The sequence below is a fragment of the Staphylococcus gallinarum genome (assembly GCF_000875895.1).
In the GTDB taxonomy this organism is placed as follows: domain Bacteria; phylum Bacillota; class Bacilli; order Staphylococcales; family Staphylococcaceae; genus Staphylococcus; species Staphylococcus gallinarum.
Genome location: NZ_JXCF01000076.1, coordinates 15,572 through 34,625, shown reverse-complemented (window position 1 = coordinate 34,625; position 19,054 = coordinate 15,572). Strand labels below are relative to the sequence as shown.

Sequence of the window (19,054 nt, the reverse complement as noted above, 5' to 3'; positions counted from 1 at the left end):
AGGTGCAGTTTGAAAAGCATCAATAATGCTATCCTTTTCCATAATTTCACCCCTTTCTAATTACATAAAGGCGTCTAACATACTATCCTTGTGAGTTTTCTTCTTAGCTTCACCATTCAACTCATCAAACACAAAATAAAAAGGCATGTCTAAAACGTCGTTAACGCTTTGACCGCCTTCTTTAACCATGTCTTGAATTGTAGCTTTAAGATTATTTTTGTAATCTTCCCAACTATTAACAGTTTGCTTTTTCGCCTCTGAATTAGTCACTTTCTCATCGATTCCCTTACCACTAGCAACAAAAAGCACCTGTTCGAACAGGTAGTTAATTGCATTTTCCAGTGGCAGACCATCGATAAGTGTTGACTTGGTGAATTGCTCGTCATATATCCTCACAACTAGATCAAGTAACTGATTTAATTCATTTGTACTCGTGATATTTGTTGAAGATGAAAGAAATGACACACATTCGTATACTAGGGAGAGTTTCAAAGAGGGACGAGTGTTGAATGTTTCCCACTTTGAAGGTTCACCCGATGAATCAAACTCAGTAACAATTTCTATAGTGTTACTTTTCATCTTTCAATCACTCGCTTTATTCGTTTTTAGGAATTTCACCAGTTGAGATAAATTCAATGTTTTCTTGAATAATTCTAACTGCGTCAGGAGCGTGCAAACCGTCTGTTAATTGTTCAACAGTAAATTGGTTGTTGTATAAATCGCAGATAACTTCAAACATTTCATCCATTGCTTCCATTTCTGATTTGTCTTCTAAAGCTTCAAGTTTTTTAGTAGCTTTCATCAATTTACTAAATGGAATAAATGTAGGTGTTTTATACTCTTGTGTTTCAACAGTTCCATCTTCATTAACATTTGTTACTAATTCAATACTCATTTGTTTTAATTTTGTTGTCATAATTATTTACCTCTTTTACTTAATTTTTGTTATGAGAAAAGGGGCACCCTATTTTGGGAACCCCTTATGATTTACTATTCAACTTCTTGGATTAATGCTTTGCCTTGTTTGTTCTTATCAGTGCTCAATTCTTCAATTCGTTTCTCAGAAACCTTTTTATTTGCAGGTTTAGGGAACGAATCTCCCACGTTATAAACCTTGTCTTTGTCTTGTAAATCTGTGAAAGCATGTAACACTGTAAATTTCTTTTTACTCATGGTTAGCCTCCTTCAATTATGCGCCTGCAGGTTGTTCTTCTGTTGTACTATCTTCTGTTTGAGTACCAGGATAATCAACACCAAACACTTTTTTGTATATAGCATCACGCATCTTAGTAGAACCTTTTTCATCTCGTCCTAAGATCATCGCTTTTTTACCTTCTACACCTGGAATATCAGTAGGCATAAATTCTGCTTTAGATTGGTCTTGAGAGAACTCAACACCATCCTCTTTTGTTTTACCTTCAACCTCAGGGAATGTGAATAAACCTTTAGGTAATCCAACATATTCAATTGCACCTGATTCAGTCGTTTTCTCAAAAATAACTGAAACGTATGGTGGCGTATCATCTCCAACGTAAACTGCACCATCTTCGTCTTGTAATAGACCAAATAGCTTAACTCTATCCTCTAATGGTAAGTGGTGGAAAGTTGATTCAACTTCAATCGTTCCGTTAGATACTGCCATCTCTGCTACTGTATTATCACCGTATGCTTTTTCGATTGATTGTTCTTTAGACACTGAAATCTCTTGTAAATAGTCGATATTTTCGACTGACGTAACTTCTTGCTCTTTGCCATGTACTTTATATTTGAACCCTTTAAGTCCTGTAAATGAATTGTATGATTTTGCCATTATAAAAGCCCCTCATCTATATATTTTTTGCCTCTAAACTGTTTAGAAGCTTGGTATAAATTAAAATCTTGATTATATTCAGGTTTGAATGAGTTAAACTCACCAAAACCCAACTCTTGCCACATGATTTTTGAAACACGTAAAATAAGCTCCCTACTAAGTAAGGAGCCGTTAACGTTGTTATTCTTTTGTTTTACAAACACATCTATTTGAAATAAGTAGTCGTATGTGAGTGGGTTATTATCTGCAAAGTCTGACCTCGAAGGACTAAAAATTTCATCTATCACAATTACATTACTAATAATGTCGTTTGCATTAGGATAGACAAAAAACTTGATATTCCTTCGTTCAAAATGTTTGGAGATGAGTTCGTCATTCATGAGCGCATCTTGTATTTTTATCAAAATGTCTGTCATGCCTTATCCATCTCCCTTTTGATGATGTTGTAATATTTATCGCTGTTATATCTCAATGCTGTGTTTACAAGCCCTGCACCTCTTGGTCTAAAAAACTTACCGTTTTTCAAATGATGACCATGTTCGTTGATATAAGCTAAAGTGCTATGGTTACCACGCCAATAAATATTACCTATCATTTCTGCCCCAACCTTATTCGGGTCTTTTAGGTCAGTACCGATTGCGAGTTCGCCAGTATCCCTCACTTGATTAAGTGACGTTGCTATTTTATTCCGAATAAAGTTCCCACCAGCTTGTATTGCTCGTTTCTCTGCTTTATTCATACTTGAACGACTGTACCTTTTCTGAATGTCTTTCTCTATAAGTTCTAATCCTTCGATTTTTACGCCCATATTTTCGAACCTACTATCTTAATAGTTGTTTCATCTTTCGGCGCCACATTCTTAATGTTGAACTCAGTACCTTGATACATACCGGTTTCAACAACAAAAGTGTGATACTCTTTAGGAACATATTCAGGAAAAGCATTTCGTATAATCAACGTCACATTGACTGTAGATGTTTCTAAACTATTTAATTGAACATCTTTTGTAGATGGTTCGTAAATTTCTCCCCATGATTCAAATACTTTGTCTTTTCCACCCATACCGGGATAAGGACTATCATTATTATTGTTATAGAAAGTGACAAAGTCTTTCATTGCGTCAACTCTCATACGGATAAGCCCCTCTCAATTTCTGTATGGCACCAAGCACACCATCCGGAACATCGTGATAATCAATGTCTGAATATGCGTATCGGTTTTGGAAATAATGGGAAGTAAGCAAGAATACACCGCGTTCAAAAATCGAATTGTCTTTGAAAAATTCTTCATTTCTTGTATCGTCATCAGGATAGACAGAATCTTTTATTTCTGATTCTGCCCACCTCATGTACATTTCTATCAAAGGATCTTCCATCGAGTGAGTGACATGCATATGCAACTTTAATTGTTCTAATGTCATTCATTACTCACCCCTTTATTTATTAAGCTCCCTCAGGAGTTGTTCCAGCTGGCGCTTCTGCAGGTGCGTCAGAAAAATCTGCAGTTACAAAGAAACCAGCATTAGCATCTGCTTGTTTTACGTCGAAACGGAAAGCACCCATTAAATAACGACCATAAATATTGTGTTGTTCCCAAGATAGAGAAACGTCTGAACGGTCAGCAAAGAACACGCCACGTTTAACATCACCGATAAACGCTTTAGCTTCTCCTTGAGCGCCAAGTAAATCATCACGTACCACAGTTACATTCATACCTAATACTCTGTTACCAGCAGTATTGATGATTGAATCTTGTAATAAATAACGACCATTACCATCAACTAAAGTATCTAATTGTTGATAGAATGATTGCGTACAAATAATTTGTCGGTCATATGCAGGGTCTAAATCAACATTAATAAGGTGTTTTAAATCATTCACACCTTTGATACTTTTAGCAGGAAATGATTTTAATACTCCGCCGATTTTTTCATTTAACGTATTGATTTTTTGTTCTTGAATATTAGTTGAAACTAATTGAATTAAGTTATCAGCACTATCCATGATTGCTTCTTCTGACAATGGAATAGCACCACGATAAGTTTGTACTTCCCAACCAATTTCTTTGAATTCTGGTGCTGCTAATTCAGGATTTTCTTTCAATTCTTCAACAGTTGAGAATTTAGCAGTTGCACGTAAAACAATAGGATGTTTCCCCGCAGGATTTTTAACTGATGTTTTAGTAACCAGTGTAGATAAATCCTGTACAGTTTTAATTTCATGCTCTGCAATATATGAAATAGCTTCAGGAATAATAACACCAACATCATCAGACTTAACGCTTGCGCGTGTATTACCTTTAGAAGTAATGTATTCAGCCAATCCTCTTACATATGCATCTTTCTTCTCATCAACTGCTGTGTTGATTTCAGGTTTGATTTTACTCATTCTCGTTTCTCCTTCTTGTGTTTGTGAATTAAATTCCGGTTTCCCCTCGGGTGCTGATTTATCAGGATCTAAATCTTTGTCATCACCTTTTAAATTTTTAACGTCTGCTTCTACTTTAGAAATTCGTTCATCTAATTCTTTGATTTGTTCTAACGCATTTTTTGCCTCATCCGGTTTTTCTTCCGCGATAGCTTTTTCAGCATTTTCAACTTGTTCAGCACGTAAAGCGCGTAACTCTTTAATATCTTCCATTTAAAAACCTCCAATTTTGCACATAAAAAATAGACCTACTTCAAATTAAGTAGATCTAATTGCATTTTTAATAATTTAGTTTGCTTTCTTTTTTCTTCTTGCTCACGTTTGCGAAGTTCTTCTTTTTCTTGCTCCTTGATGGCTTCAATACTTCTTAAAGCAGGGGCAACATCCGTATCGTTGTATGCCGGATACGTCACGACTGATACGTCGAATAGAGATTTGATTTTTCGTAACGTTCGTTTGAACAAACCATCTTCTCTTCTTTCGAGTGTGTCACCATCTTCATCAAGAATAAAACCAAAGCTACATTGATTAATGTTCCCAAGTCGGATATTTTCATATAAATCACGACTATAGGATGTATCAGGTAATTGACAACGGAAGTATAACCCCTCATCATCCACTTTTAGGCTTAATGTCTCCGATGTAGTACGACCTAAAACCTTACTAGGATCATGGTCAATTAAACATCTAACATCTGACAAATCGGCACTTTCTAATGCTTGTGGGCTTATAGTCTCAACAAACCCACCTAAATCATTAGATAGTGTGTTAAATCGTAAAGCATACCCTTCAACAATCATCTTTTCATTATCAACTGCTTTGATTGTTTCTGTAGAACGAAGTTCAATATTATTCAATTTTCTCACCCCTTTCTGATGCGTCAGGGTTAGGTGCTTGATTATTGGTAGAAGTTTTTCTTAATTGATAATCATCTGCTACATTTGCACTAATATGGTTAAGGTCAAAGCGCGGTACAGTACCCATACCGTCAGGAAACGGTTGTCTACCGATGTCATATCGGTATTCATCGTGTGTGATAGCGCCTTTTTCCAATTGACTGTTAAGTGTTTCAACATAACTATCCCAATCAATCATACGGAATGAACTACTATCAAATTTAAATTCTTTTGTGTACTGATCTTTATCTGATACGAGTTTAAAATTGAGCTCTGCTTCAATGGTTTTCATATATCCACCTAAACAGTTAGTTAGATAATCATTATTTACATCTTTTAATGATGTATTACTCAATTCAATACCGAATTTAGATAATGGTATTTGAAACGCCTTAGCAATCGCTTTAGTTGGTGTTTGATTCTTGTTAATAACGTCTAATAACGAGCTATCAATTTCCAATTGCTCGTAATCTAACGTTGAATCAAGTACAAGTACCTTACCAGCGTTATCTTCTCCTGCATTCGCTTTCGAAAATTCATCACGTAATTTGTTTCTAGCTTTTTGGTTCAATTTACCGTCTTTTACTTTTAATAGACCCGAGTTTTGACCACCATTAGCAAAGAATTTAGTGAAAAAGTTTTTGGTAAATCTTTGAGTTTCCATATCTTCTTCAATAGCATTTAAGACTTTCAATGCATTGATTCCGTCTAACGTAAACGGTTTGATATCAATCATATCCTCGAATTTTACTTCAATAGAATCATTATCTTGTGAGACCTCGTAATAATATTCACCTTTGTTATCTTTTTTTAAATTAACTCTGCTTGTAGCGACGTGTGTTAATTCAGAAGGTTGACCTGCTGTTCTTTCGACATAAATATAACCATGACCAGTAAGCAGTGCGTTCATCATTACAATGTACTTCAACATGTAACCATTCATATAAGGATTAGGTGTTTTGTTTAACAACAATTCAAGTCTATCTTTGTCTTTATATACTCCGTTATTCTTCACCCTTATATCAAGCTTTGCGATATCTCGACTTAGCAATGTTACTGCCGTCCACAAGTCGCTATTTCTAAGCGCTTTGTACTCGTTATAACCCATCAATGAAATTGGTATTGAAGTCGATGGAAATGCGCTTAGCAAAGCGTCATCACTCTCTACAGGTGGCAACTTACTTCTAGTTTCATAAAATATTCCCATTAGTTTTTAAACACCCCATTCCACGCTTGAATTTTTATTGTGGCGGTTGCGGTTTTTCCACCACGAGAATTATTGCAATTGTTATTAACGTTGCACCTGTTACAATAAGACCTGTCACAAGTCCCCATTGAACATAACTAGCAACGTTTAGTAATGCTAATCCAATTAAAAAAAGCAACGGAATCAAATTATTGATAAGCGCTGCTCCAATGAGTTTTAGTGTGTTCATTTATTTTTTCTCCTTATATTCTTTTCTACCATCAGAGTGAATTATCATCACTTTATCTTTAAGGAAGTACAGTTTTATAAGATTGTTTTTCATATAAATTTCCTCCTAGAATCCGAAATCATCGGATAGTATATAATCTTGTAAATCTGATTCAAATTCATATCCCATCGCTTGACTATAACCAGTTATCAAACTCACAAGTGCATCTATCTTTTGTCTATTTATTTTCTTATCTAAAATCATCATATTATTGTTGTCTGTCTTAGTAATCGCATTAGCAATCGCAAGATTTAAGTTTGGATTGTTGTTATGTTTGATTCGTTTTTCAAAAACATCTAATCTAAATTGTTTTAATACCGGTCCAATATGTTTATAGTTCTGCGGGACCTCTATCAACGGGTGCCCTGTTTCTTTTTCCATCTTAGTCACAAAGTAACTAGATTCCCAAGGGTCATAACATATCGCTTTAACATTAAGTTTATTTTCATTTATGAAATCTATTAACCAATTAACAACTTGTTCAGGATCTATAATCCCGGATTCAGCACTTGTTAATGTTGCTTTATCGGTTCGCACTAATTTTTCATAATCTATTTTATCCCTCTTAGATTTTTCTTTAATATCTTTCTTGAAACCAACAAACACGTGTGAATCGACGAAATATTTTTTATCGTCCAACGGATAAATGAAACTTAATGCGGTCAAATCCTCGCTACGCGATAAGTCGACGCCAATGTAAACATCTCGACCTTTTATATCCAATTCAGCACTTGTATAACCTTCTTGCCAATCATGTGATTGTATATACGTGTCTTTACTTGCTTGACGCCACAGATTGAATGATTTCACTAACAAGGAGTTTATTTCGCCTTTAGATATTTCCTCAGCTACTTCTCTTTGTAAGTTTCCAACGATTGTTTCTGCTATTTCATCATCTTCAAGTAAAGGATTTGATTTAATCCATGTTTCAGGGTGATGTATTTCATCCTCTGAATCTTGTTCGGCACAGAAAATAAAATAGTTTTCATTTTGTTCCTCGCCATTCAATACCTTAGTAACATATTGATATTCTTCAAAGAATGGAACTGTTAAATCTTCTCCTGCTGTACTTATATAGTACAAACTAGGATTCTTCAAAAGCGTTTGGCCACGTCTTATACCGTTATACACTTTTGTATCAGTCAATAAATGAGCCTCGTCTATAATTCCAGTACTAATTTGTTCACCCTCGAGGTTGTTAGCCTCACGACTAAACGCTTTTATAACACTTCTATCATTGGTATTCTTCAACTCATGAATACTTGGCGTTATCTTAGTCATTGATTTAGTTTTATCAGATACTTTTCTTAATGATTCCAATTGAATATGAGCATCGCCCCAAGCTAACGTTGCTTGTTTCTGTGTATGAGATACGACACCTATTGTTCTTTCGAATTTAGGTTCTTTTCCAAGCAATAAATCATGCATTGCAATACCAGCAAGGAGTAATGTCTTACCATTTTTACGTGCCATGCTTATATACGCTTTTGTAAACCGTCTATTTCCTAAATCATCCACCCAACCGAATAATGAACCTATGATAAAACATTGAAATTGTTTAAGCTCCATTCGTTTCATTGTTTTAGGGACTGGTAAAACTTCTATAAACCGAATAACCTTATTTGCTTTCTCCACATCAAAGTGATAATTCAAAACTTTCAAGTTCATGTCTTTCAAATGCCTCTCACAAGACTGTATATTCTTCTTACTCGCTAAAATCTCGCCACTTACGACTTTACGTGCATAATCTGTTGTTCTATCAATAGTCATTTAGAAAAATTCCTCAACAGGATCATCAGCTTTTTGGTTAGCAGCTTTAGGAGTGAAGATTTTCATACGCGAATCAATAGACATACCAAGTTTTGGAGCAATACTGTTCATAATATTAAATGAATCAACTTTAACCCTGTGCCAAGGGTTAACTTTTGAACCTCGTTCAGTGAATGTTACTGTTTCACCACTTCTTAATTCGATGCTTGCTCTTTGATGGTCTGAATAAGCTTGGCAATATGAGGATACAAGGGCTAAGTCTATACTTTTAACTGGTAACTCTTGTAATAGTGGATATATTCGGTTAAATTCTTCTTTCGCGGTAGCATCTAACCAATCAGGGGGCTTATTTTCTAATTCCTGTAGGTCATTCAATGCCTTTTCCGCGTTTCTCTTATTCTCTTGTTGTTCTCGCGTCAGATTTCCTTTACTTTCTTCTAGCATTTTCATATTTCTTCCCACGTTTTAACCCCCTTCAATAGATTTTTTATTTAAATTTCCCGCAATTTTATATTTTTTATTAGAATTCGGCTCAAGGAAGAGTATCGGGTCGGTATTAGTCCCACTTCAAGACGAGCCGTATAAAATTCTACCCCTTTTAAATAATTTTTTTATACAATTCAAATAGTTATAATAAATTTTAAAATTTTATTCTATACCCTACCACAATTCTTCCCAGCCAATTCGTACCTAGCAGTTAGTTGCAACGTATTCATGAGCATACATTCTACTCACTCTCTCAACCTTCACCAGCTCTTCTTTTCTTCTCTCTAATTGTCTTGTTATTATGACACTCATGACACAATGCTTCTAGGTTATCTGTATCTAATCTCTTATCGTAATCGTCTTTCACTTCTATAACGTGATCTACCACATTAGCTTTGGTGTACAAGCCATTACGCAAGCAGTTTTGGCATAAGTTGTCATCACGAAACATCACTGTTCGTCTTGTGTCTTTCCATTGTTTACTATTGTAGAATCTCACAAACATTTTATCTCTTTCATATCTTAATGAATCATAATTCTTTTTGTATTCATTCTTTAAATGTCTATGTTCATCACAATAACTTTCTTTGAAGTCAATCAACTTATTACAATTAACTTTATTACATTTCTTTAATGGAATTGTATTCACTTCTTTCATATAACAAATACAATCATTTCATTACTCAATAACATTTAAATAATCTTTCATCATATTTGTTTATTACTTTGTTATCAAAGATAGAACAAAAGATTGTATTAACAATGAACATCACAATGTTCTATCGATGAACTACAAAGATATGTTATGTTGTGTTCTTACCATTCAATGTATATGTGTTACCCACATCTATCTCTTAAACTGATTGGGTCTTATAGTGGTAAGCTATTAGGTAGTAGGATATAACTATACGGTCAATAACCCTACACCTATATAACGCACCTATTCACCGTCCACCTCATAAGCCTACTGTATTAATGTGTGTCCTTATCTTTGTGGCGTATGAATACGTGCATATAAAAAGACACACCCGCAATGGATGTGCCTTAATATGTATGTGCTATCTTCCAACCTGTAACTCAGATAGCCTATGAATACTGCCTAGGTCAGTACATAAGTTTTGTGTACTCAGGACATGCTGGTAAATGTTTCAACCAGCTTGTTTAATATAGTATTCTTTATATAACCAAATATCATACATTGTTATATGCAATCTTCTTACTTTATCATATTATCACGTACAATAGCGCCCATCAACACTCCTAATGTGCGTTTTTAATAATACGCCATGTAATCTGCCAACATCATTAACCACTTGTCACGTCGTCTACCAAGTGTACGTCTACTGATAAAAAATTCATCAGCTATATCATCCCATGTGTATTCCTCGCCATCTTCATTCCAATACTTGAGTTTCATTATCTCAAAGGTTTCATCACTCACGTTATCCAATAACTTATCAACACTAGATACAATATTGTCCAAGGCGTTATATTTCTTATCACTAAACTTCTTCAATGTCTCACGTTCAATTGGGTTGCCTGGTATATTTGATTTACTTGAACCGATATTCTCAGGATCATGGTTCTCTAATAACTCATACCCTCTGAACCTTAATTCTTTACGGTAGTGTTTTATGTTTTTGATGTACCCTTCAAGCTTCTTGATATCATGACGTTCTAATGTTTGCATCCAATACCTCCAATTACTGTTTATCAACTCTTACTACATAGCTTAATAATTCATCTGCTAACACTTTAGCTTCTTCATAATTTTCGAAAAATGTCGCCTCTGTCATTTTAGTTGTTAAAAAATAATCATTCATAGGTCCATAATGAAAAGCTGCAAAAGTTGCTCTTGAACTCTTAACATTTACAAAAGATTGATTATTTAACATTACTACATACATATTAAAAACTCCTTACAACTTCTAATCTTATTTTTACTATTACCCCACCATATATACATGCTATTTCCTTAGCATCTTCATAATTTTTAAACTTTGTTGCTATATCAAAATTATCAATCATTCTATATTCAGGTTTTCCGGAGTACGTATATGTTCTATATATAAAGTATTTCTCGTTAACCATTATTAAATACATAAGTGACCCTCCAGTTACTTCTTATCAATATATGCCTGAATATAATTCTTTAAGTACGCGTTCTCATATCTAAGCGTTGATATCAAATCACTCTTTATACTATTCGATATGATTGATATAAGTGCTATTAGTCCTAATACTATTGCTGCTATCATCCACATTATTTACTCACCTCATTTAAATGTATATGATCATATATACTGAAATCTCTAGGAGCATCCACATCATCATTTGATTGTAATCTAATAATCACTTGCTCTGTAACATATTTGCTTAACTCATACACAGTTAATATAAGTACTGTTTTAAATATTGATTCCATTTACTTAACTCCCCAATACAATTTTATTAATCTATAAGTACTGGTTAAATTATGTCTAATATTTCTTAGATACCACTTTTTGATTTTAAATTGAAATAAATTACATGTTCTTACGTAAGTTTTTTTCCCTTCAATATTCTTGTTATTTGTTATCCTTAATTTATCAGTTATAAGTATGTCATTATCAAAGTTTATTTCAAGTTTCTCTTTGTCAGTGTTTATTCTCATTCACTCACTGTCCTTTCTTATAATCTTTACCGAATAACGATTCTTTTTCTTCCTCAGTAAAAGGTTCATATTCAATTGTTCTAGTTCCTGGTGGTATCAGTGCTTTCCCGTGTTCAGACTGTTTTCGTAATCCGCCAGTAGGATAATTATTCTTTGCATTCTGTTCCAATAACGCTTTTAATTCATCACTTGTTGGTACTTTGTGTTCTTTTATACCATGTTTATTTTTCTTCACATGGTTACAATCTATCTTATACACGGTGTAGCAAATGACAGTAACAATGAACATTGTTCCTATTATTAAATCTTCCATTCACTCACTGCTCTTTCTATATATGCTAGCTTTTAATGCCATACTAATTGGGTTGTTGTTAAATTCAGAAGGTACATAATTCAATAGTCCTTTAGGTTTCTTCACTCTCTCCAAAGCCTCTTCCTTGCTCTCTGCCTCAACAACAGTAAAAGTTTCGTTCTCTCTAGCTTTGGTAACGTGAGTGAAAGGTGTGCCGGTTGAATCTGTTAATGTGCGTATTAGGTATTGCATATAATCACCAACTCACTCTTTCCATTTTCTTATTCATATATGGCAAACGGTTATAGAATTCTCTTGCTTCTGTTTTCCAATAAAAGTATTCTTTATACGACTTACCTTCATCATCGACCCATAGTACATTCCATTCACTCATACTGAATGTATCTGTAATCCCTTTAATCAGACCTATCATCCACACTCACTCCTTATTAAGTAACTCTTTAACTTTTTGTAATATGTCTTTCTTACACGTATCCTTTGTCTGTGTCTGCTGTTCCATCTTGCCTTGCATGATTACGCTCCATTTTCTTTTTGTATGCTTGTATTAGTTCTGAAAGCGTATAGTATTCCATTGCTATTTGGAAAACGTATTTGATACTTACATACTTTAATCTGTGTAAAATATCTCCTATTTCATATTTGTCAAATGTATGCTTATGTTCAATATTTTCTTGTTCACAAAATCCTATAGCTGAATCACGCTTTTTAGCCATATCCAATATATCTCCAACCACATGGTGCAATTCACTTTCTGATGGGATATTACTTACAAATATTCCCTCACAATTGACTTCCATTAACCAATCGCTTAATGCAAATGCCATCATGTCACTTAATTCATCAAGTTGTTGCTCTCTAGCTTTACCTTTATTCTGTTTCCAGTTCTTGAAAGGCTCAATTGTGTTGTACCATTCGAAAAACTCAACTACATATGCTTTATGTGTGTCTTCTGAATTCTTAGTTGGTATTCTATCGTCAAAATCCTTTTGTATTTGCAGCAACTCTTTCAATTGATCTACCGTAATTGTGTTAGTCATTTTGTTTGTCCCCCGATATTATTTTTAAAAACTCATTAAAATGTTCCGGTTTACCATTTGAAACTTCTCCGAAATGGTCATCTACTGGTAAGTCGTTATTCTTAATGAATTCTTTTACTTTATCTTCCGTATCTAAAGCCATTTACTCGTCCCCCAAATCGCTTAGTAAGTTGCTAAATTCGTTTGTACCGTCTAGTTTATCCATGTGTTCTAATACTTCTCCGTGTTTACTCATTTCTCCTCGTTCCCCTTCTCCATTAGATACATGAGCTAAATGTGAAACCTCTGGATATTCTTTCATTAATATTTCTTTTAGTGTATTCCACGCCTTAGCTTTGCGATAGACTTCTTGAACCTCTTTAATCTCTTTACTAAGGTCAAGTGGGTGTTCAGATTCTATACCTTCTAAAAACCCTGGAATGTCTTTCTCATACTCATACGCCATCTAATCACGCTCCTTAATACTTATCTATAATGATATATCCGTATTTCTTCCTACGCTTAACGACGTATCCCCAGTCTTTTAATATACTTATTAAGTGCTTTAATTCTTTGTTAGATAACTTATAAGTATTATTTTCTAGATCATAATATTGGTATCTAAAATAGATTGCTTCACCTAATCGCACATCGTTATGTTTTCTTATATGTTTCTCTAATTTGAACAATACATTTGTTAAACGTTGATAATCATATTCTTTCTTAAATCCTTTAGTCATCTTCTCCACGCTCCAACCTATCAATATAGTTAACCAACGCAATATATCTATCTACATTCGGATTAGCCTCTGCTTTTTGGCGAATGTGTTGTGTGAGGGCGTTGTAGTTAGATTCCACTACTTCTAACCTCAATACTTCACAATTAGCACGCTCTGCAAGTTCCATAGCATTCTCTGCTCTAGTTCTATATTCTTCGGTTTTGTTCCATAATTCTTGGTAGTATTTATTTCTTTCATTTACGCTATAATATTTTCGTCTATTTTCTCTTTTTAACTTTTCATTCTCCCGTTCCAACGCTTTGATTTTAATGTCCGCACCTTTTAAAGCACTATCTTTAATATCTCTTATCTGTTCCAACCTCTTTTCATTTGCTCTCAACACTGCTATATCATCAATGAGTGTGTCGCGTTCTGCTTTGTATTGTTTGCATTGTTTGTCTATTCTTTGAGCTAATGCTTTAGAAACCATCTTTATTTTCGGACTCTTTGTTTTTCTCACTCGCCATCACTTCTTTTTAAGAAACGTTCCAAACAATATTCTTCTGTATCAATCACAACACCTGTTAACTCATACGCTTTGTAAATTACATCACTTGCCGATTGCATAGCGTCATCAAAACATTCACCAGTGCCACACCATTCATCAGCTATTTGCTCTATGTTGCTTGCGTATTCAATAGCTAGAATATTGATAAACTCGTCTTTATCAGTCACCTGTTTTATATCGTCTATACCTCTCATCTACTCCACCAGCTTTCCGTCACGCCAAATACATTTAAACTCTCCATCAATGTATGCGTGAAATTCTTTACTGTATTCACTTTTCCATGTACTAATACTTGCATCTTCCCAAGTGGCAAATAAGTCGTCTGTGGTTACTTCAACTATATTTTGAAACTCTGTATCTTCCGTAATTTCATCCGCTACTTCGACTGTGAAGTAGTCATCTGAACTAAATTGATGTACACTACTAAATTCTGCACGACCCGAAGTGTTAAAATGCACGTTTTCCATTCCAGTCTCACGAGCATAGAATGTTTCACCTTTTATCCCGTTCTCCCACGCGTATTCAATCAACTGTGGTAAGTTTAGTTGTTTCTTAGTTTTGATTTTCATTCCTTAACCCCTCCAACTATTTCAAAATACTTATTGAATATTGCATCTCTTTCGAAAATGTATTGATTGTTTTTAGAACTCTTAGGATTAATACAAATCATCCACACTGGGTATTTTTGAAAACGCATAACCCCAGTAAGTAATGTGCTATTACTAAAAACCGAAAATGCTTCTGTTTGTCTTTGGATTTCCTCGACATTATCTTCTGTAATATAAATAGCTTCTAGATTTTTATTTTTAGCAATTGGATGCTCTTTTAACTTTTTTATTTTATTCCATTGTTCATTCATTCCTTAACCCCTCCATTACTTTCATGTTATGTTCTTTATCCTCTGGCAACACTGCTACAATAAAGCTGCGTGCGTTTACAGACTTTAAGAATCCTCGAAATCCATAATATTTTAATAACTGTGCCATTTCCACCGTGTTCATCCCACAAGTGTTATATTTGTATCTAATATTTATCGTGTCGGATAGGATCATGACAGTTTATATTTCTCCATTACAATGTCGTACTTCTCGACAAACTTATATCTGTCTTGATGCAATTTCTCACTCCACTGTGTATATTCGTCCATTGCTTTAAGTTGTTCAATTAATCCTTTTATTTCTCTCTGCGTCTGTTCAGTACCAGCTACTGCTTTCCAATATCTACTTGTACCAACTTCTGCGTTATAACTTGTGTTGCTATACTTTAAGAATTGCTTATATGTTCTATCAGCTCTTTGGAATAATGATTTAACAATTAAGTCTGAATTTTTTAGTAGTATGTCATTAGGTGTCATTTACTTCACATCCCAATTCTCAAACGCACGCTCGATATACCATTTAGCTTTAGCCACATCTTCTTTACCATTCTTGTGTGGACTACGTGCAAGGTACTTAATAGCATTGCCAATGTGGTAAGCTACTTTAGGGTTATAGTGCTGTGCGACCTGTTCTATAAAATCAATCACTTCTATCTCGCCATAGTTATAATGTGATGGGTGATTGACTGTGTCTTGTCGTTTACGTTGTTGTAAATCAACAGATTTACGTGCTTTTATTTTTAATTCTTCAAGACCTCTTTTTCGGGCGCTTTCTAACCACTTATTAGCAGCTGTTTGTAGTCTATATCTATTATTCGGCTCCCAATCCTCGTTATTAAAATTAAATCTCTGACCAGGTTTAGGTATACTCACACTCTCCGTTATGTCCTTCATATGCTGCTCCCAATTATCAAAATAGTTTTCATCTGTAACTGTGTATAGATTACCGACCGAATCAATCACTGCCTTATTCTTATCATCGTCATCAAACTCTAATTCAATGACTTTACCTACAACTGTTATCCCTTCGCTATATTCACTCTTACCTAAGTCATACACAATGATATATTCACCTTTGTTCAAGTCTCTGATTTTCATTTAATGCACCGCCTTTGGGAAAATGTCGTTTTCCATCAGATACACACACCACTTGTTACGTTTATGGACTTGCGGTGTTCCATCGTATAACCATGGGCGGTCTCTTCTTCTCTTTTCTTCTATGAATCTATTTCTATCTTCTTCAACTTTCTTTTTCATTTTTTCCATATATCTGAAATCAGCTACCTTCATGTCGCGAGGTACAAAGCACGCCTCTTTAAGCGTCCAGCCGTATCTAATTCTCATACGTATAAGGGCTTTAGAAATACCGTTAATTTTTGCTTGTTCGATGTATTCGTCTGGAATTTCATAAACCTTATCTTTTATTCTCATTGCATTTTCCATTAGCTATATCTCCAATCCATAATTTTTACTTTGTCGAATTCAATAAATTGTCCGTCTAGATAATCGTTTTTGTGTTTCTCCATGTCCTGCTCAATATATTCAGTTAAGTCTCTATTTTCGTTATGATCATACACAGGTATTTCCACTTGTCGTTCAAATGTTGCGTCATATCTGACTGTGATTGTTTCCATTTTCATCTAATCACCTCTTAGCTTTCTTACGTTCACGTCTCACCTTTTTCAATTCTTCATACGTAATCCATTCTTCACCTGTATATCTAGGCGCTTTACATATCCAAGTTAATTTCACATCTTGATACTTATATCTAAATAACTTTGCTTTTAACTTTGCTGTTTCAGTAGCCATGCCTTTAACGTCTATAACTTCAATTAGCTTTCCGTCATTCCATAATGCAAAGTCTGCAATGTATTCAGCCTTACGTTGTTTACCAAATTTAGGTATTAGCTCATATCTCGGTTGTATCTCGATATAGTCATAACCATCTATAATTAATCGTTGTTCTAAGTACTTGTAGTAATCACATTCAACTTTGCTATCGAACGTTATACCTTTATACTCAACTTTCTTTGCATTGTATTTACTCAAGTGTGACACTCCTATAAGAAATCAAATATATTTGTTTCTTCAATTCGGTTTAGTTTGTGTTCTGATTTAAAATTCTCTAGCTCGTTATCATTCATTCGCAGCATATCTTTTTTAAACCAAACGATATTCTCGCCATCGCCTAACGGTTTTACTGAACCAACATCTTTGCCTTTGTTATCTACCAATCTATATTCGTCCATCTGTCTGACCACTCCATCTCATTGAATATCAATTCTTTGTTATCGTCGTATGCGTCAAATGGCGTTATAAGCCTTTTATTAATCAATCTCTCTGTCGCCCAACCTAACTCAAGTAAGTTAGCTCGAATGACTGTATCGTCCTTGTACGTCTCTCTGTATAGGTATCCTAGTAAGGTTTGAAACTGTGCTATATTCATCCGTAAAACCTCTGTGATTTCTTGTAAAATTCAAGCTCAACTGTTCCTGTTTCACCGTCTTTGTTTTTAGCGACGTTAAACTCTATATCAGATTTTCCGGTTTCGTGATCTTGCATTGATTGGTCGTAATAGTCATCTCGATAAAGAAGAAATATCATGTTAGCGTCTTGTTCAATGCCTCCAGCCTCTCTCAAATCACTCATCATTGGGCGTTTATTGTTTCTAGATTCAACACCCCTACTTAATTGTGAAAGGGCGATAATGACGCACCCTGTTTCTTTAGCAATGATTTTTAAATCTCTTGATATCTTTTCTACTTCAAGCCGTCTATCTTTCATTTGCACATCAGATTGCATGAGCGTTAGATAGTCGATAAATATTACATGTGGTTTATCTGATTGCGTCATCGCTCGCTCTCTTATATCTTGCGGTGTAATTTGTGCAGTATCTTCAATTCTTAAATTGCCATGCTTTTTGATTTGGTCGATAGCATCCATTACTTTGCTTGTATCTTCATCGCTCAAACCGTCTGCTTGTTTAACCTTGTGCAATGGAATGTTTGTAATGCTAGATACAAGACGTTCAACGATATTATTTCCACCCGTTTCTAAACTAAAAAACGTTGTCGGATAACTTTTTAAAACGATATTCCACATAACATTCAATGCTAGAGCTGTTTTACCTGTACTAGGACGACCAGCCAATACATTCAACTGACCTTTTTCAAACCCCATTATCTTGTTATCAATTGATTTAATACCAGTTTTGATAAAGTCTTTAGGTTTGTCAGATAAGATGTTATCCATTACTTCCATTAAGTAATTATCTGTTGGGTTCTCTTTATCTATCTTCATATCATCCAATATCTTTAGTTGCTCCATGAGATGTTTAAAATTACTCTTACTAGGCATTGATTGATATTCTGACGCATGTCTTATTGATTCTCTTAGTACGTAGCTTTCTAGCAAATTAAGTTGGTCTTGCATAAAAAACATTTTATCTGTACCGTTTGAACTGTATATCTTGCTTAGTCTGTCTGTAGAAATGAATGTTTTATCTTCTCGGCTCTTGTAGTAGATGTCAGTTACATCAACCTTTCCTGTATCTAACGCATACTGTATAAAGCCTTGAATATATTCATCCGTAAACATTTGAGGTTTCAGCTTTAGTTTCCCTAATAGAGATGGATGGTGCATAAGATTAGAGACGATTGCTTCTTCGGTATTTAATACATCTATATTAGTCATCGTCATTCATCCACTCACTTTTCATCTTTTGCCATTTCTTTTTTAACTGCTCACGATTCTTCGCATATTCAGGATCATGTTTCATTCTGTATTCGTGTGTTTCTTCTTCGGGAATTAGTGATTCATTAACTAGTGTTGGCTTACTATCCATAACTTCTGATAATGAAGGTTTATACTTCTGTTCACGAATGTACTTTTTTGTTTTGTGTAGTGTTCTGTCATAGTCTGCATACATCATTAGTTGTTCGAGCCATAATTTAGTTTTTAAATCATCATTAGCAAAATTCATATTGAAGGCTGAATCAATTAGACTAAGTATTGTGGCTGCCTCTCTTTTAGTCATAGTCATTTG

General features: G+C 34.4%; 41 protein-coding genes and 1 pseudogene. All 42 read right to left on the bottom strand.

Annotated features, from left to right (window positions below; genetic code table 11):
• Positions 1-60: 60 nt before the first annotated feature.
• On the bottom strand, positions 61-189 hold the full coding sequence (gene gpGT / locus SH09_RS17515; protein ID WP_371663751.1) for a phage tail assembly chaperone GT: 129 nt from the start codon (positions 187-189) through the stop codon (positions 61-63).
• Between the two features lie 69 nt (positions 190-258).
• Positions 259-579 (bottom strand): annotated as a pseudogene (gpG, locus tag SH09_RS17510) (phage tail assembly chaperone G); the annotation flags it as partial.
• Between the two features lie 16 nt (positions 580-595).
• On the bottom strand, positions 596-916 hold the full coding sequence (gene gpG, locus SH09_RS13405) for a phage tail assembly chaperone G (protein WP_052495464.1): 321 nt from the start codon (positions 914-916) through the stop codon (positions 596-598).
• A gap of 74 nt (positions 917-990) precedes the next feature.
• A complete protein-coding gene (locus SH09_RS13400) occupies positions 991-1,173 on the bottom strand; it encodes a hypothetical protein (protein ID WP_042740125.1) in 183 nt (60 codons plus the stop codon).
• A 16-nt stretch (positions 1,174-1,189) separates the two neighbouring features.
• The gene (locus SH09_RS13395; RefSeq protein ID WP_119198952.1) at positions 1,190-1,813 is read right to left on the bottom strand and encodes a major tail protein; all 624 of its coding nucleotides are present in this window, start codon (positions 1,811-1,813) and stop codon (positions 1,190-1,192) included.
• Positions 1,810-2,226: a hypothetical protein gene (locus SH09_RS13390; protein WP_042740123.1), complete on the bottom strand. Its 417-nt coding sequence runs from the start codon at positions 2,224-2,226 to the stop codon at positions 1,810-1,812. The genes SH09_RS13395 and SH09_RS13390 overlap by 4 nt, the downstream gene beginning before the upstream one ends.
• Positions 2,223-2,618 carry a hypothetical protein gene (locus SH09_RS13385; protein ID WP_042740122.1) on the bottom strand — a complete coding sequence of 132 codons (396 nt, stop codon included), beginning with the start codon at positions 2,616-2,618 and terminating at the stop codon, positions 2,223-2,225. The genes SH09_RS13390 and SH09_RS13385 overlap by 4 nt, the downstream gene beginning before the upstream one ends.
• The gene (locus SH09_RS13380) at positions 2,609-2,941 is read right to left on the bottom strand and encodes a hypothetical protein (RefSeq protein WP_042740121.1); all 333 of its coding nucleotides are present in this window, start codon (positions 2,939-2,941) and stop codon (positions 2,609-2,611) included. The genes SH09_RS13385 and SH09_RS13380 overlap by 10 nt, the downstream gene beginning before the upstream one ends.
• Positions 2,931-3,230: a head-tail connector protein gene (locus SH09_RS13375; protein WP_042740120.1), complete on the bottom strand. Its 300-nt coding sequence runs from the start codon at positions 3,228-3,230 to the stop codon at positions 2,931-2,933. Before SH09_RS13375 ends, SH09_RS13380 begins: the two co-directional genes overlap by 11 nt.
• Positions 3,231-3,252: 22 nt before the next feature.
• On the bottom strand, positions 3,253-4,449 hold the full coding sequence (locus tag SH09_RS13370) for a phage major capsid protein (RefSeq protein ID WP_082039241.1): 1,197 nt from the start codon (positions 4,447-4,449) through the stop codon (positions 3,253-3,255).
• Between the two features lie 35 nt (positions 4,450-4,484).
• On the bottom strand, positions 4,485-5,102 hold the full coding sequence (locus tag SH09_RS13365; protein ID WP_371663745.1) for an HK97 family phage prohead protease: 618 nt from the start codon (positions 5,100-5,102) through the stop codon (positions 4,485-4,487).
• Positions 5,086-6,339, bottom strand: coding sequence for a phage portal protein (locus tag SH09_RS13360; RefSeq protein WP_052495463.1), 1,254 nt, complete (start codon positions 6,337-6,339; stop codon positions 5,086-5,088). The genes SH09_RS13365 and SH09_RS13360 overlap by 17 nt, the downstream gene beginning before the upstream one ends.
• A 34-nt stretch (positions 6,340-6,373) precedes the next feature.
• Positions 6,374-6,568: a hypothetical protein gene (locus tag SH09_RS13355; RefSeq protein ID WP_042740119.1), complete on the bottom strand. Its 195-nt coding sequence runs from the start codon at positions 6,566-6,568 to the stop codon at positions 6,374-6,376.
• Between the two features lie 105 nt (positions 6,569-6,673).
• A complete protein-coding gene (locus SH09_RS13350; protein WP_042740118.1) occupies positions 6,674-8,377 on the bottom strand; it encodes a terminase large subunit in 1,704 nt (567 codons plus the stop codon).
• Complete coding sequence (locus SH09_RS13345; protein ID WP_235307531.1) at positions 8,378-8,839, bottom strand: phage terminase small subunit P27 family; 462 nt, start codon at positions 8,837-8,839, stop codon at positions 8,378-8,380.
• A gap of 277 nt (positions 8,840-9,116) precedes the next feature.
• A complete protein-coding gene (locus tag SH09_RS13340) occupies positions 9,117-9,521 on the bottom strand; it encodes an HNH endonuclease (protein WP_042740117.1) in 405 nt (134 codons plus the stop codon).
• 615 nt (positions 9,522-10,136) lie between these two features.
• Positions 10,137-10,553, bottom strand: coding sequence for a RinA family phage transcriptional regulator (locus tag SH09_RS13335; RefSeq protein ID WP_042740116.1), 417 nt, complete (start codon positions 10,551-10,553; stop codon positions 10,137-10,139).
• A 13-nt stretch (positions 10,554-10,566) separates the two neighbouring features.
• Entirely contained in the window at positions 10,567-10,770 is a 204-nt protein-coding gene (locus tag SH09_RS13330; protein WP_042740115.1) for a hypothetical protein, read from the bottom strand.
• Between the two features lies 1 nt (position 10,771).
• Complete coding sequence (locus SH09_RS13325; RefSeq protein ID WP_042740114.1) at positions 10,772-10,966, bottom strand: hypothetical protein; 195 nt, start codon at positions 10,964-10,966, stop codon at positions 10,772-10,774.
• Positions 10,967-10,980: 14 nt separating this feature from the next.
• Positions 10,981-11,121 (bottom strand): hypothetical protein, encoded by a 141-nt coding sequence (locus tag SH09_RS17505; protein WP_371663749.1) that lies wholly within the window; start codon positions 11,119-11,121, stop codon positions 10,981-10,983.
• Positions 11,122-11,126: 5 nt separating this feature from the next.
• Positions 11,127-11,288 (bottom strand): transcriptional activator RinB, encoded by a 162-nt coding sequence (gene rinB / locus SH09_RS13320; RefSeq protein ID WP_042740113.1) that lies wholly within the window; start codon positions 11,286-11,288, stop codon positions 11,127-11,129.
• A 232-nt stretch (positions 11,289-11,520) separates the two neighbouring features.
• Complete coding sequence (locus SH09_RS13310; protein WP_042740111.1) at positions 11,521-11,829, bottom strand: hypothetical protein; 309 nt, start codon at positions 11,827-11,829, stop codon at positions 11,521-11,523.
• Entirely contained in the window at positions 11,830-12,060 is a 231-nt protein-coding gene (locus SH09_RS13305; protein ID WP_042740110.1) for a DUF1381 domain-containing protein, read from the bottom strand.
• 4 nt (positions 12,061-12,064) lie between these two features.
• Positions 12,065-12,241 (bottom strand): hypothetical protein, encoded by a 177-nt coding sequence (locus SH09_RS16900; RefSeq protein WP_042740109.1) that lies wholly within the window; start codon positions 12,239-12,241, stop codon positions 12,065-12,067.
• 52 nt (positions 12,242-12,293) lie between these two features.
• On the bottom strand, positions 12,294-12,866 hold the full coding sequence (locus tag SH09_RS13295; protein ID WP_042740108.1) for a dUTPase: 573 nt from the start codon (positions 12,864-12,866) through the stop codon (positions 12,294-12,296).
• A complete protein-coding gene (locus SH09_RS16655; RefSeq protein WP_158001737.1) occupies positions 12,859-13,008 on the bottom strand; it encodes a hypothetical protein in 150 nt (49 codons plus the stop codon). The genes SH09_RS13295 and SH09_RS16655 overlap by 8 nt, the downstream gene beginning before the upstream one ends.
• Positions 13,009-13,311, bottom strand: a complete 303-nt coding sequence (locus tag SH09_RS13290; RefSeq protein WP_052495462.1) for a hypothetical protein — start codon at positions 13,309-13,311, stop codon at positions 13,009-13,011.
• A gap of 13 nt (positions 13,312-13,324) precedes the next feature.
• The gene (locus tag SH09_RS13285) at positions 13,325-13,585 is read right to left on the bottom strand and encodes a hypothetical protein (RefSeq protein WP_042740107.1); all 261 of its coding nucleotides are present in this window, start codon (positions 13,583-13,585) and stop codon (positions 13,325-13,327) included.
• A complete protein-coding gene (locus SH09_RS13280; protein ID WP_042740106.1) occupies positions 13,578-14,084 on the bottom strand; it encodes a hypothetical protein in 507 nt (168 codons plus the stop codon). The genes SH09_RS13285 and SH09_RS13280 overlap by 8 nt, the downstream gene beginning before the upstream one ends.
• Positions 14,081-14,326 carry a hypothetical protein gene (locus SH09_RS13275; protein ID WP_042740105.1) on the bottom strand — a complete coding sequence of 82 codons (246 nt, stop codon included), beginning with the start codon at positions 14,324-14,326 and terminating at the stop codon, positions 14,081-14,083. The genes SH09_RS13280 and SH09_RS13275 overlap by 4 nt, the downstream gene beginning before the upstream one ends.
• Entirely contained in the window at positions 14,327-14,701 is a 375-nt protein-coding gene (locus SH09_RS15850; RefSeq protein WP_052495461.1) for a hypothetical protein, read from the bottom strand.
• On the bottom strand, positions 14,698-14,991 hold the full coding sequence (locus SH09_RS13265) for a hypothetical protein (RefSeq protein ID WP_042740104.1): 294 nt from the start codon (positions 14,989-14,991) through the stop codon (positions 14,698-14,700). Before SH09_RS13265 ends, SH09_RS15850 begins: the two co-directional genes overlap by 4 nt.
• Positions 14,984-15,124 (bottom strand): hypothetical protein, encoded by a 141-nt coding sequence (locus SH09_RS16650; protein WP_158001736.1) that lies wholly within the window; start codon positions 15,122-15,124, stop codon positions 14,984-14,986. Before SH09_RS16650 ends, SH09_RS13265 begins: the two co-directional genes overlap by 8 nt.
• Positions 15,125-15,180: 56 nt before the next feature.
• Positions 15,181-15,486: a DUF1140 family protein gene (locus tag SH09_RS13255; RefSeq protein ID WP_042740102.1), complete on the bottom strand. Its 306-nt coding sequence runs from the start codon at positions 15,484-15,486 to the stop codon at positions 15,181-15,183.
• Positions 15,487-16,107 (bottom strand): DUF3310 domain-containing protein, encoded by a 621-nt coding sequence (locus SH09_RS17500; protein WP_371861069.1) that lies wholly within the window; start codon positions 16,105-16,107, stop codon positions 15,487-15,489.
• On the bottom strand, positions 16,108-16,452 hold the full coding sequence (locus SH09_RS13245; RefSeq protein WP_052495460.1) for an SA1788 family PVL leukocidin-associated protein: 345 nt from the start codon (positions 16,450-16,452) through the stop codon (positions 16,108-16,110).
• A complete protein-coding gene (locus SH09_RS13240) occupies positions 16,452-16,649 on the bottom strand; it encodes a hypothetical protein (RefSeq protein ID WP_042740101.1) in 198 nt (65 codons plus the stop codon). Before SH09_RS13240 ends, SH09_RS13245 begins: the two co-directional genes overlap by 1 nt.
• Positions 16,650-16,653: 4 nt before the next feature.
• The gene (locus SH09_RS13235; RefSeq protein ID WP_042740100.1) at positions 16,654-17,058 is read right to left on the bottom strand and encodes a DUF1064 domain-containing protein; all 405 of its coding nucleotides are present in this window, start codon (positions 17,056-17,058) and stop codon (positions 16,654-16,656) included.
• An 11-nt stretch (positions 17,059-17,069) separates the two neighbouring features.
• A complete protein-coding gene (locus SH09_RS13230) occupies positions 17,070-17,258 on the bottom strand; it encodes a hypothetical protein (protein WP_042740099.1) in 189 nt (62 codons plus the stop codon).
• On the bottom strand, positions 17,237-17,455 hold the full coding sequence (locus tag SH09_RS13225; protein ID WP_042740098.1) for a hypothetical protein: 219 nt from the start codon (positions 17,453-17,455) through the stop codon (positions 17,237-17,239). The genes SH09_RS13230 and SH09_RS13225 overlap by 22 nt, the downstream gene beginning before the upstream one ends.
• Positions 17,452-18,702, bottom strand: coding sequence for a DnaB-like helicase C-terminal domain-containing protein (locus SH09_RS13220; RefSeq protein WP_042740097.1), 1,251 nt, complete (start codon positions 18,700-18,702; stop codon positions 17,452-17,454). Before SH09_RS13220 ends, SH09_RS13225 begins: the two co-directional genes overlap by 4 nt.
• Positions 18,695-19,051, bottom strand: coding sequence for a hypothetical protein (locus SH09_RS13215; protein ID WP_042740096.1), 357 nt, complete (start codon positions 19,049-19,051; stop codon positions 18,695-18,697). Before SH09_RS13215 ends, SH09_RS13220 begins: the two co-directional genes overlap by 8 nt.
• Positions 19,052-19,054 lie beyond the last annotated feature (3 nt).

Bases quoted from the DNA above. Each gene is read 5' to 3' on its own strand.
- SH09_RS13385 (WP_042740122.1), bottom strand. From the start codon at position 2,618: ATGGGCGTAAAAATCGAAGGATTAGAACTTATAGAGAAAGACATTCAG.
- SH09_RS13310 (WP_042740111.1), bottom strand. From the start codon at position 11,829: ATGGAAGATTTAATAATAGGAACAATGTTCATTGTTACTGTCATTTGC.
- rinB (WP_042740113.1), bottom strand. From the start codon at position 11,288: ATGGAATCAATATTTAAAACAGTACTTATATTAACTGTGTATGAGTTA.
- SH09_RS13350 (WP_042740118.1), bottom strand. From the start codon at position 8,377: ATGACTATTGATAGAACAACAGATTATGCACGTAAAGTCGTAAGTGGC.
- SH09_RS13380 (WP_042740121.1), bottom strand. From the start codon at position 2,941: ATGAGAGTTGACGCAATGAAAGACTTTGTCACTTTCTATAACAATAAT.
- SH09_RS17500 (WP_371861069.1), bottom strand. From the start codon at position 16,107: ATGAAAATCAGAGACTTGAACAAAGGTGAATATATCATTGTGTATGAC.
- SH09_RS13400 (WP_042740125.1), bottom strand. From the start codon at position 1,173: ATGAGTAAAAAGAAATTTACAGTGTTACATGCTTTCACAGATTTACAA.
- SH09_RS13230 (WP_042740099.1), bottom strand. From the start codon at position 17,258: ATGGACGAATATAGATTGGTAGATAACAAAGGCAAAGATGTTGGTTCA.
- gpG (WP_052495464.1), bottom strand. From the start codon at position 916: ATGACAACAAAATTAAAACAAATGAGTATTGAATTAGTAACAAATGTT.
- SH09_RS13335 (WP_042740116.1), bottom strand. From the start codon at position 10,553: ATGCAAACATTAGAACGTCATGATATCAAGAAGCTTGAAGGGTACATC.
- SH09_RS13290 (WP_052495462.1), bottom strand. From the start codon at position 13,311: ATGGCGTATGAGTATGAGAAAGACATTCCAGGGTTTTTAGAAGGTATA.
- SH09_RS13215 (WP_042740096.1), bottom strand. From the start codon at position 19,051: ATGACTATGACTAAAAGAGAGGCAGCCACAATACTTAGTCTAATTGAT.
- SH09_RS16900 (WP_042740109.1), bottom strand. From the start codon at position 12,241: ATGATAGGTCTGATTAAAGGGATTACAGATACATTCAGTATGAGTGAA.
- SH09_RS13305 (WP_042740110.1), bottom strand. From the start codon at position 12,060: ATGCAATACCTAATACGCACATTAACAGATTCAACCGGCACACCTTTC.
- gpGT (WP_371663751.1), bottom strand. From the start codon at position 189: ATGGTTAAAGAAGGCGGTCAAAGCGTTAACGACGTTTTAGACATGCCT.
- SH09_RS13255 (WP_042740102.1), bottom strand. From the start codon at position 15,486: ATGACACCTAATGACATACTACTAAAAAATTCAGACTTAATTGTTAAA.
- SH09_RS13360 (WP_052495463.1), bottom strand. From the start codon at position 6,339: ATGGGAATATTTTATGAAACTAGAAGTAAGTTGCCACCTGTAGAGAGT.
- SH09_RS13375 (WP_042740120.1), bottom strand. From the start codon at position 3,230: ATGACATTAGAACAATTAAAGTTGCATATGCATGTCACTCACTCGATG.
- SH09_RS13220 (WP_042740097.1), bottom strand. From the start codon at position 18,702: ATGACTAATATAGATGTATTAAATACCGAAGAAGCAATCGTCTCTAAT.
- SH09_RS13355 (WP_042740119.1), bottom strand. From the start codon at position 6,568: ATGAACACACTAAAACTCATTGGAGCAGCGCTTATCAATAATTTGATT.
- SH09_RS13265 (WP_042740104.1), bottom strand. From the start codon at position 14,991: ATGAATGAACAATGGAATAAAATAAAAAAGTTAAAAGAGCATCCAATT.
- SH09_RS13370 (WP_082039241.1), bottom strand. From the start codon at position 4,449: ATGGAAGATATTAAAGAGTTACGCGCTTTACGTGCTGAACAAGTTGAA.
- SH09_RS13225 (WP_042740098.1), bottom strand. From the start codon at position 17,455: ATGAATATAGCACAGTTTCAAACCTTACTAGGATACCTATACAGAGAG.
- SH09_RS13325 (WP_042740114.1), bottom strand. From the start codon at position 10,966: ATGTATTTAATAATGGTTAACGAGAAATACTTTATATATAGAACATAT.
- SH09_RS13275 (WP_042740105.1), bottom strand. From the start codon at position 14,326: ATGAGAGGTATAGACGATATAAAACAGGTGACTGATAAAGACGAGTTT.
- SH09_RS13295 (WP_042740108.1), bottom strand. From the start codon at position 12,866: ATGACTAACACAATTACGGTAGATCAATTGAAAGAGTTGCTGCAAATA.
- SH09_RS13285 (WP_042740107.1), bottom strand. From the start codon at position 13,585: ATGACTAAAGGATTTAAGAAAGAATATGATTATCAACGTTTAACAAAT.
- SH09_RS15850 (WP_052495461.1), bottom strand. From the start codon at position 14,701: ATGAAAATCAAAACTAAGAAACAACTAAACTTACCACAGTTGATTGAA.
- SH09_RS13240 (WP_042740101.1), bottom strand. From the start codon at position 16,649: ATGAAAATGGAAACAATCACAGTCAGATATGACGCAACATTTGAACGA.
- SH09_RS13330 (WP_042740115.1), bottom strand. From the start codon at position 10,770: ATGTATGTAGTAATGTTAAATAATCAATCTTTTGTAAATGTTAAGAGT.
- SH09_RS17505 (WP_371663749.1), bottom strand. From the start codon at position 11,121: ATGATAGCAGCAATAGTATTAGGACTAATAGCACTTATATCAATCATA.
- SH09_RS13390 (WP_042740123.1), bottom strand. From the start codon at position 2,226: ATGACAGACATTTTGATAAAAATACAAGATGCGCTCATGAATGACGAA.
- SH09_RS16655 (WP_158001737.1), bottom strand. From the start codon at position 13,008: ATGGCTTTAGATACGGAAGATAAAGTAAAAGAATTCATTAAGAATAAC.
- SH09_RS13245 (WP_052495460.1), bottom strand. From the start codon at position 16,452: ATGGAAAATGCAATGAGAATAAAAGATAAGGTTTATGAAATTCCAGAC.
- SH09_RS13340 (WP_042740117.1), bottom strand. From the start codon at position 9,521: ATGAAAGAAGTGAATACAATTCCATTAAAGAAATGTAATAAAGTTAAT.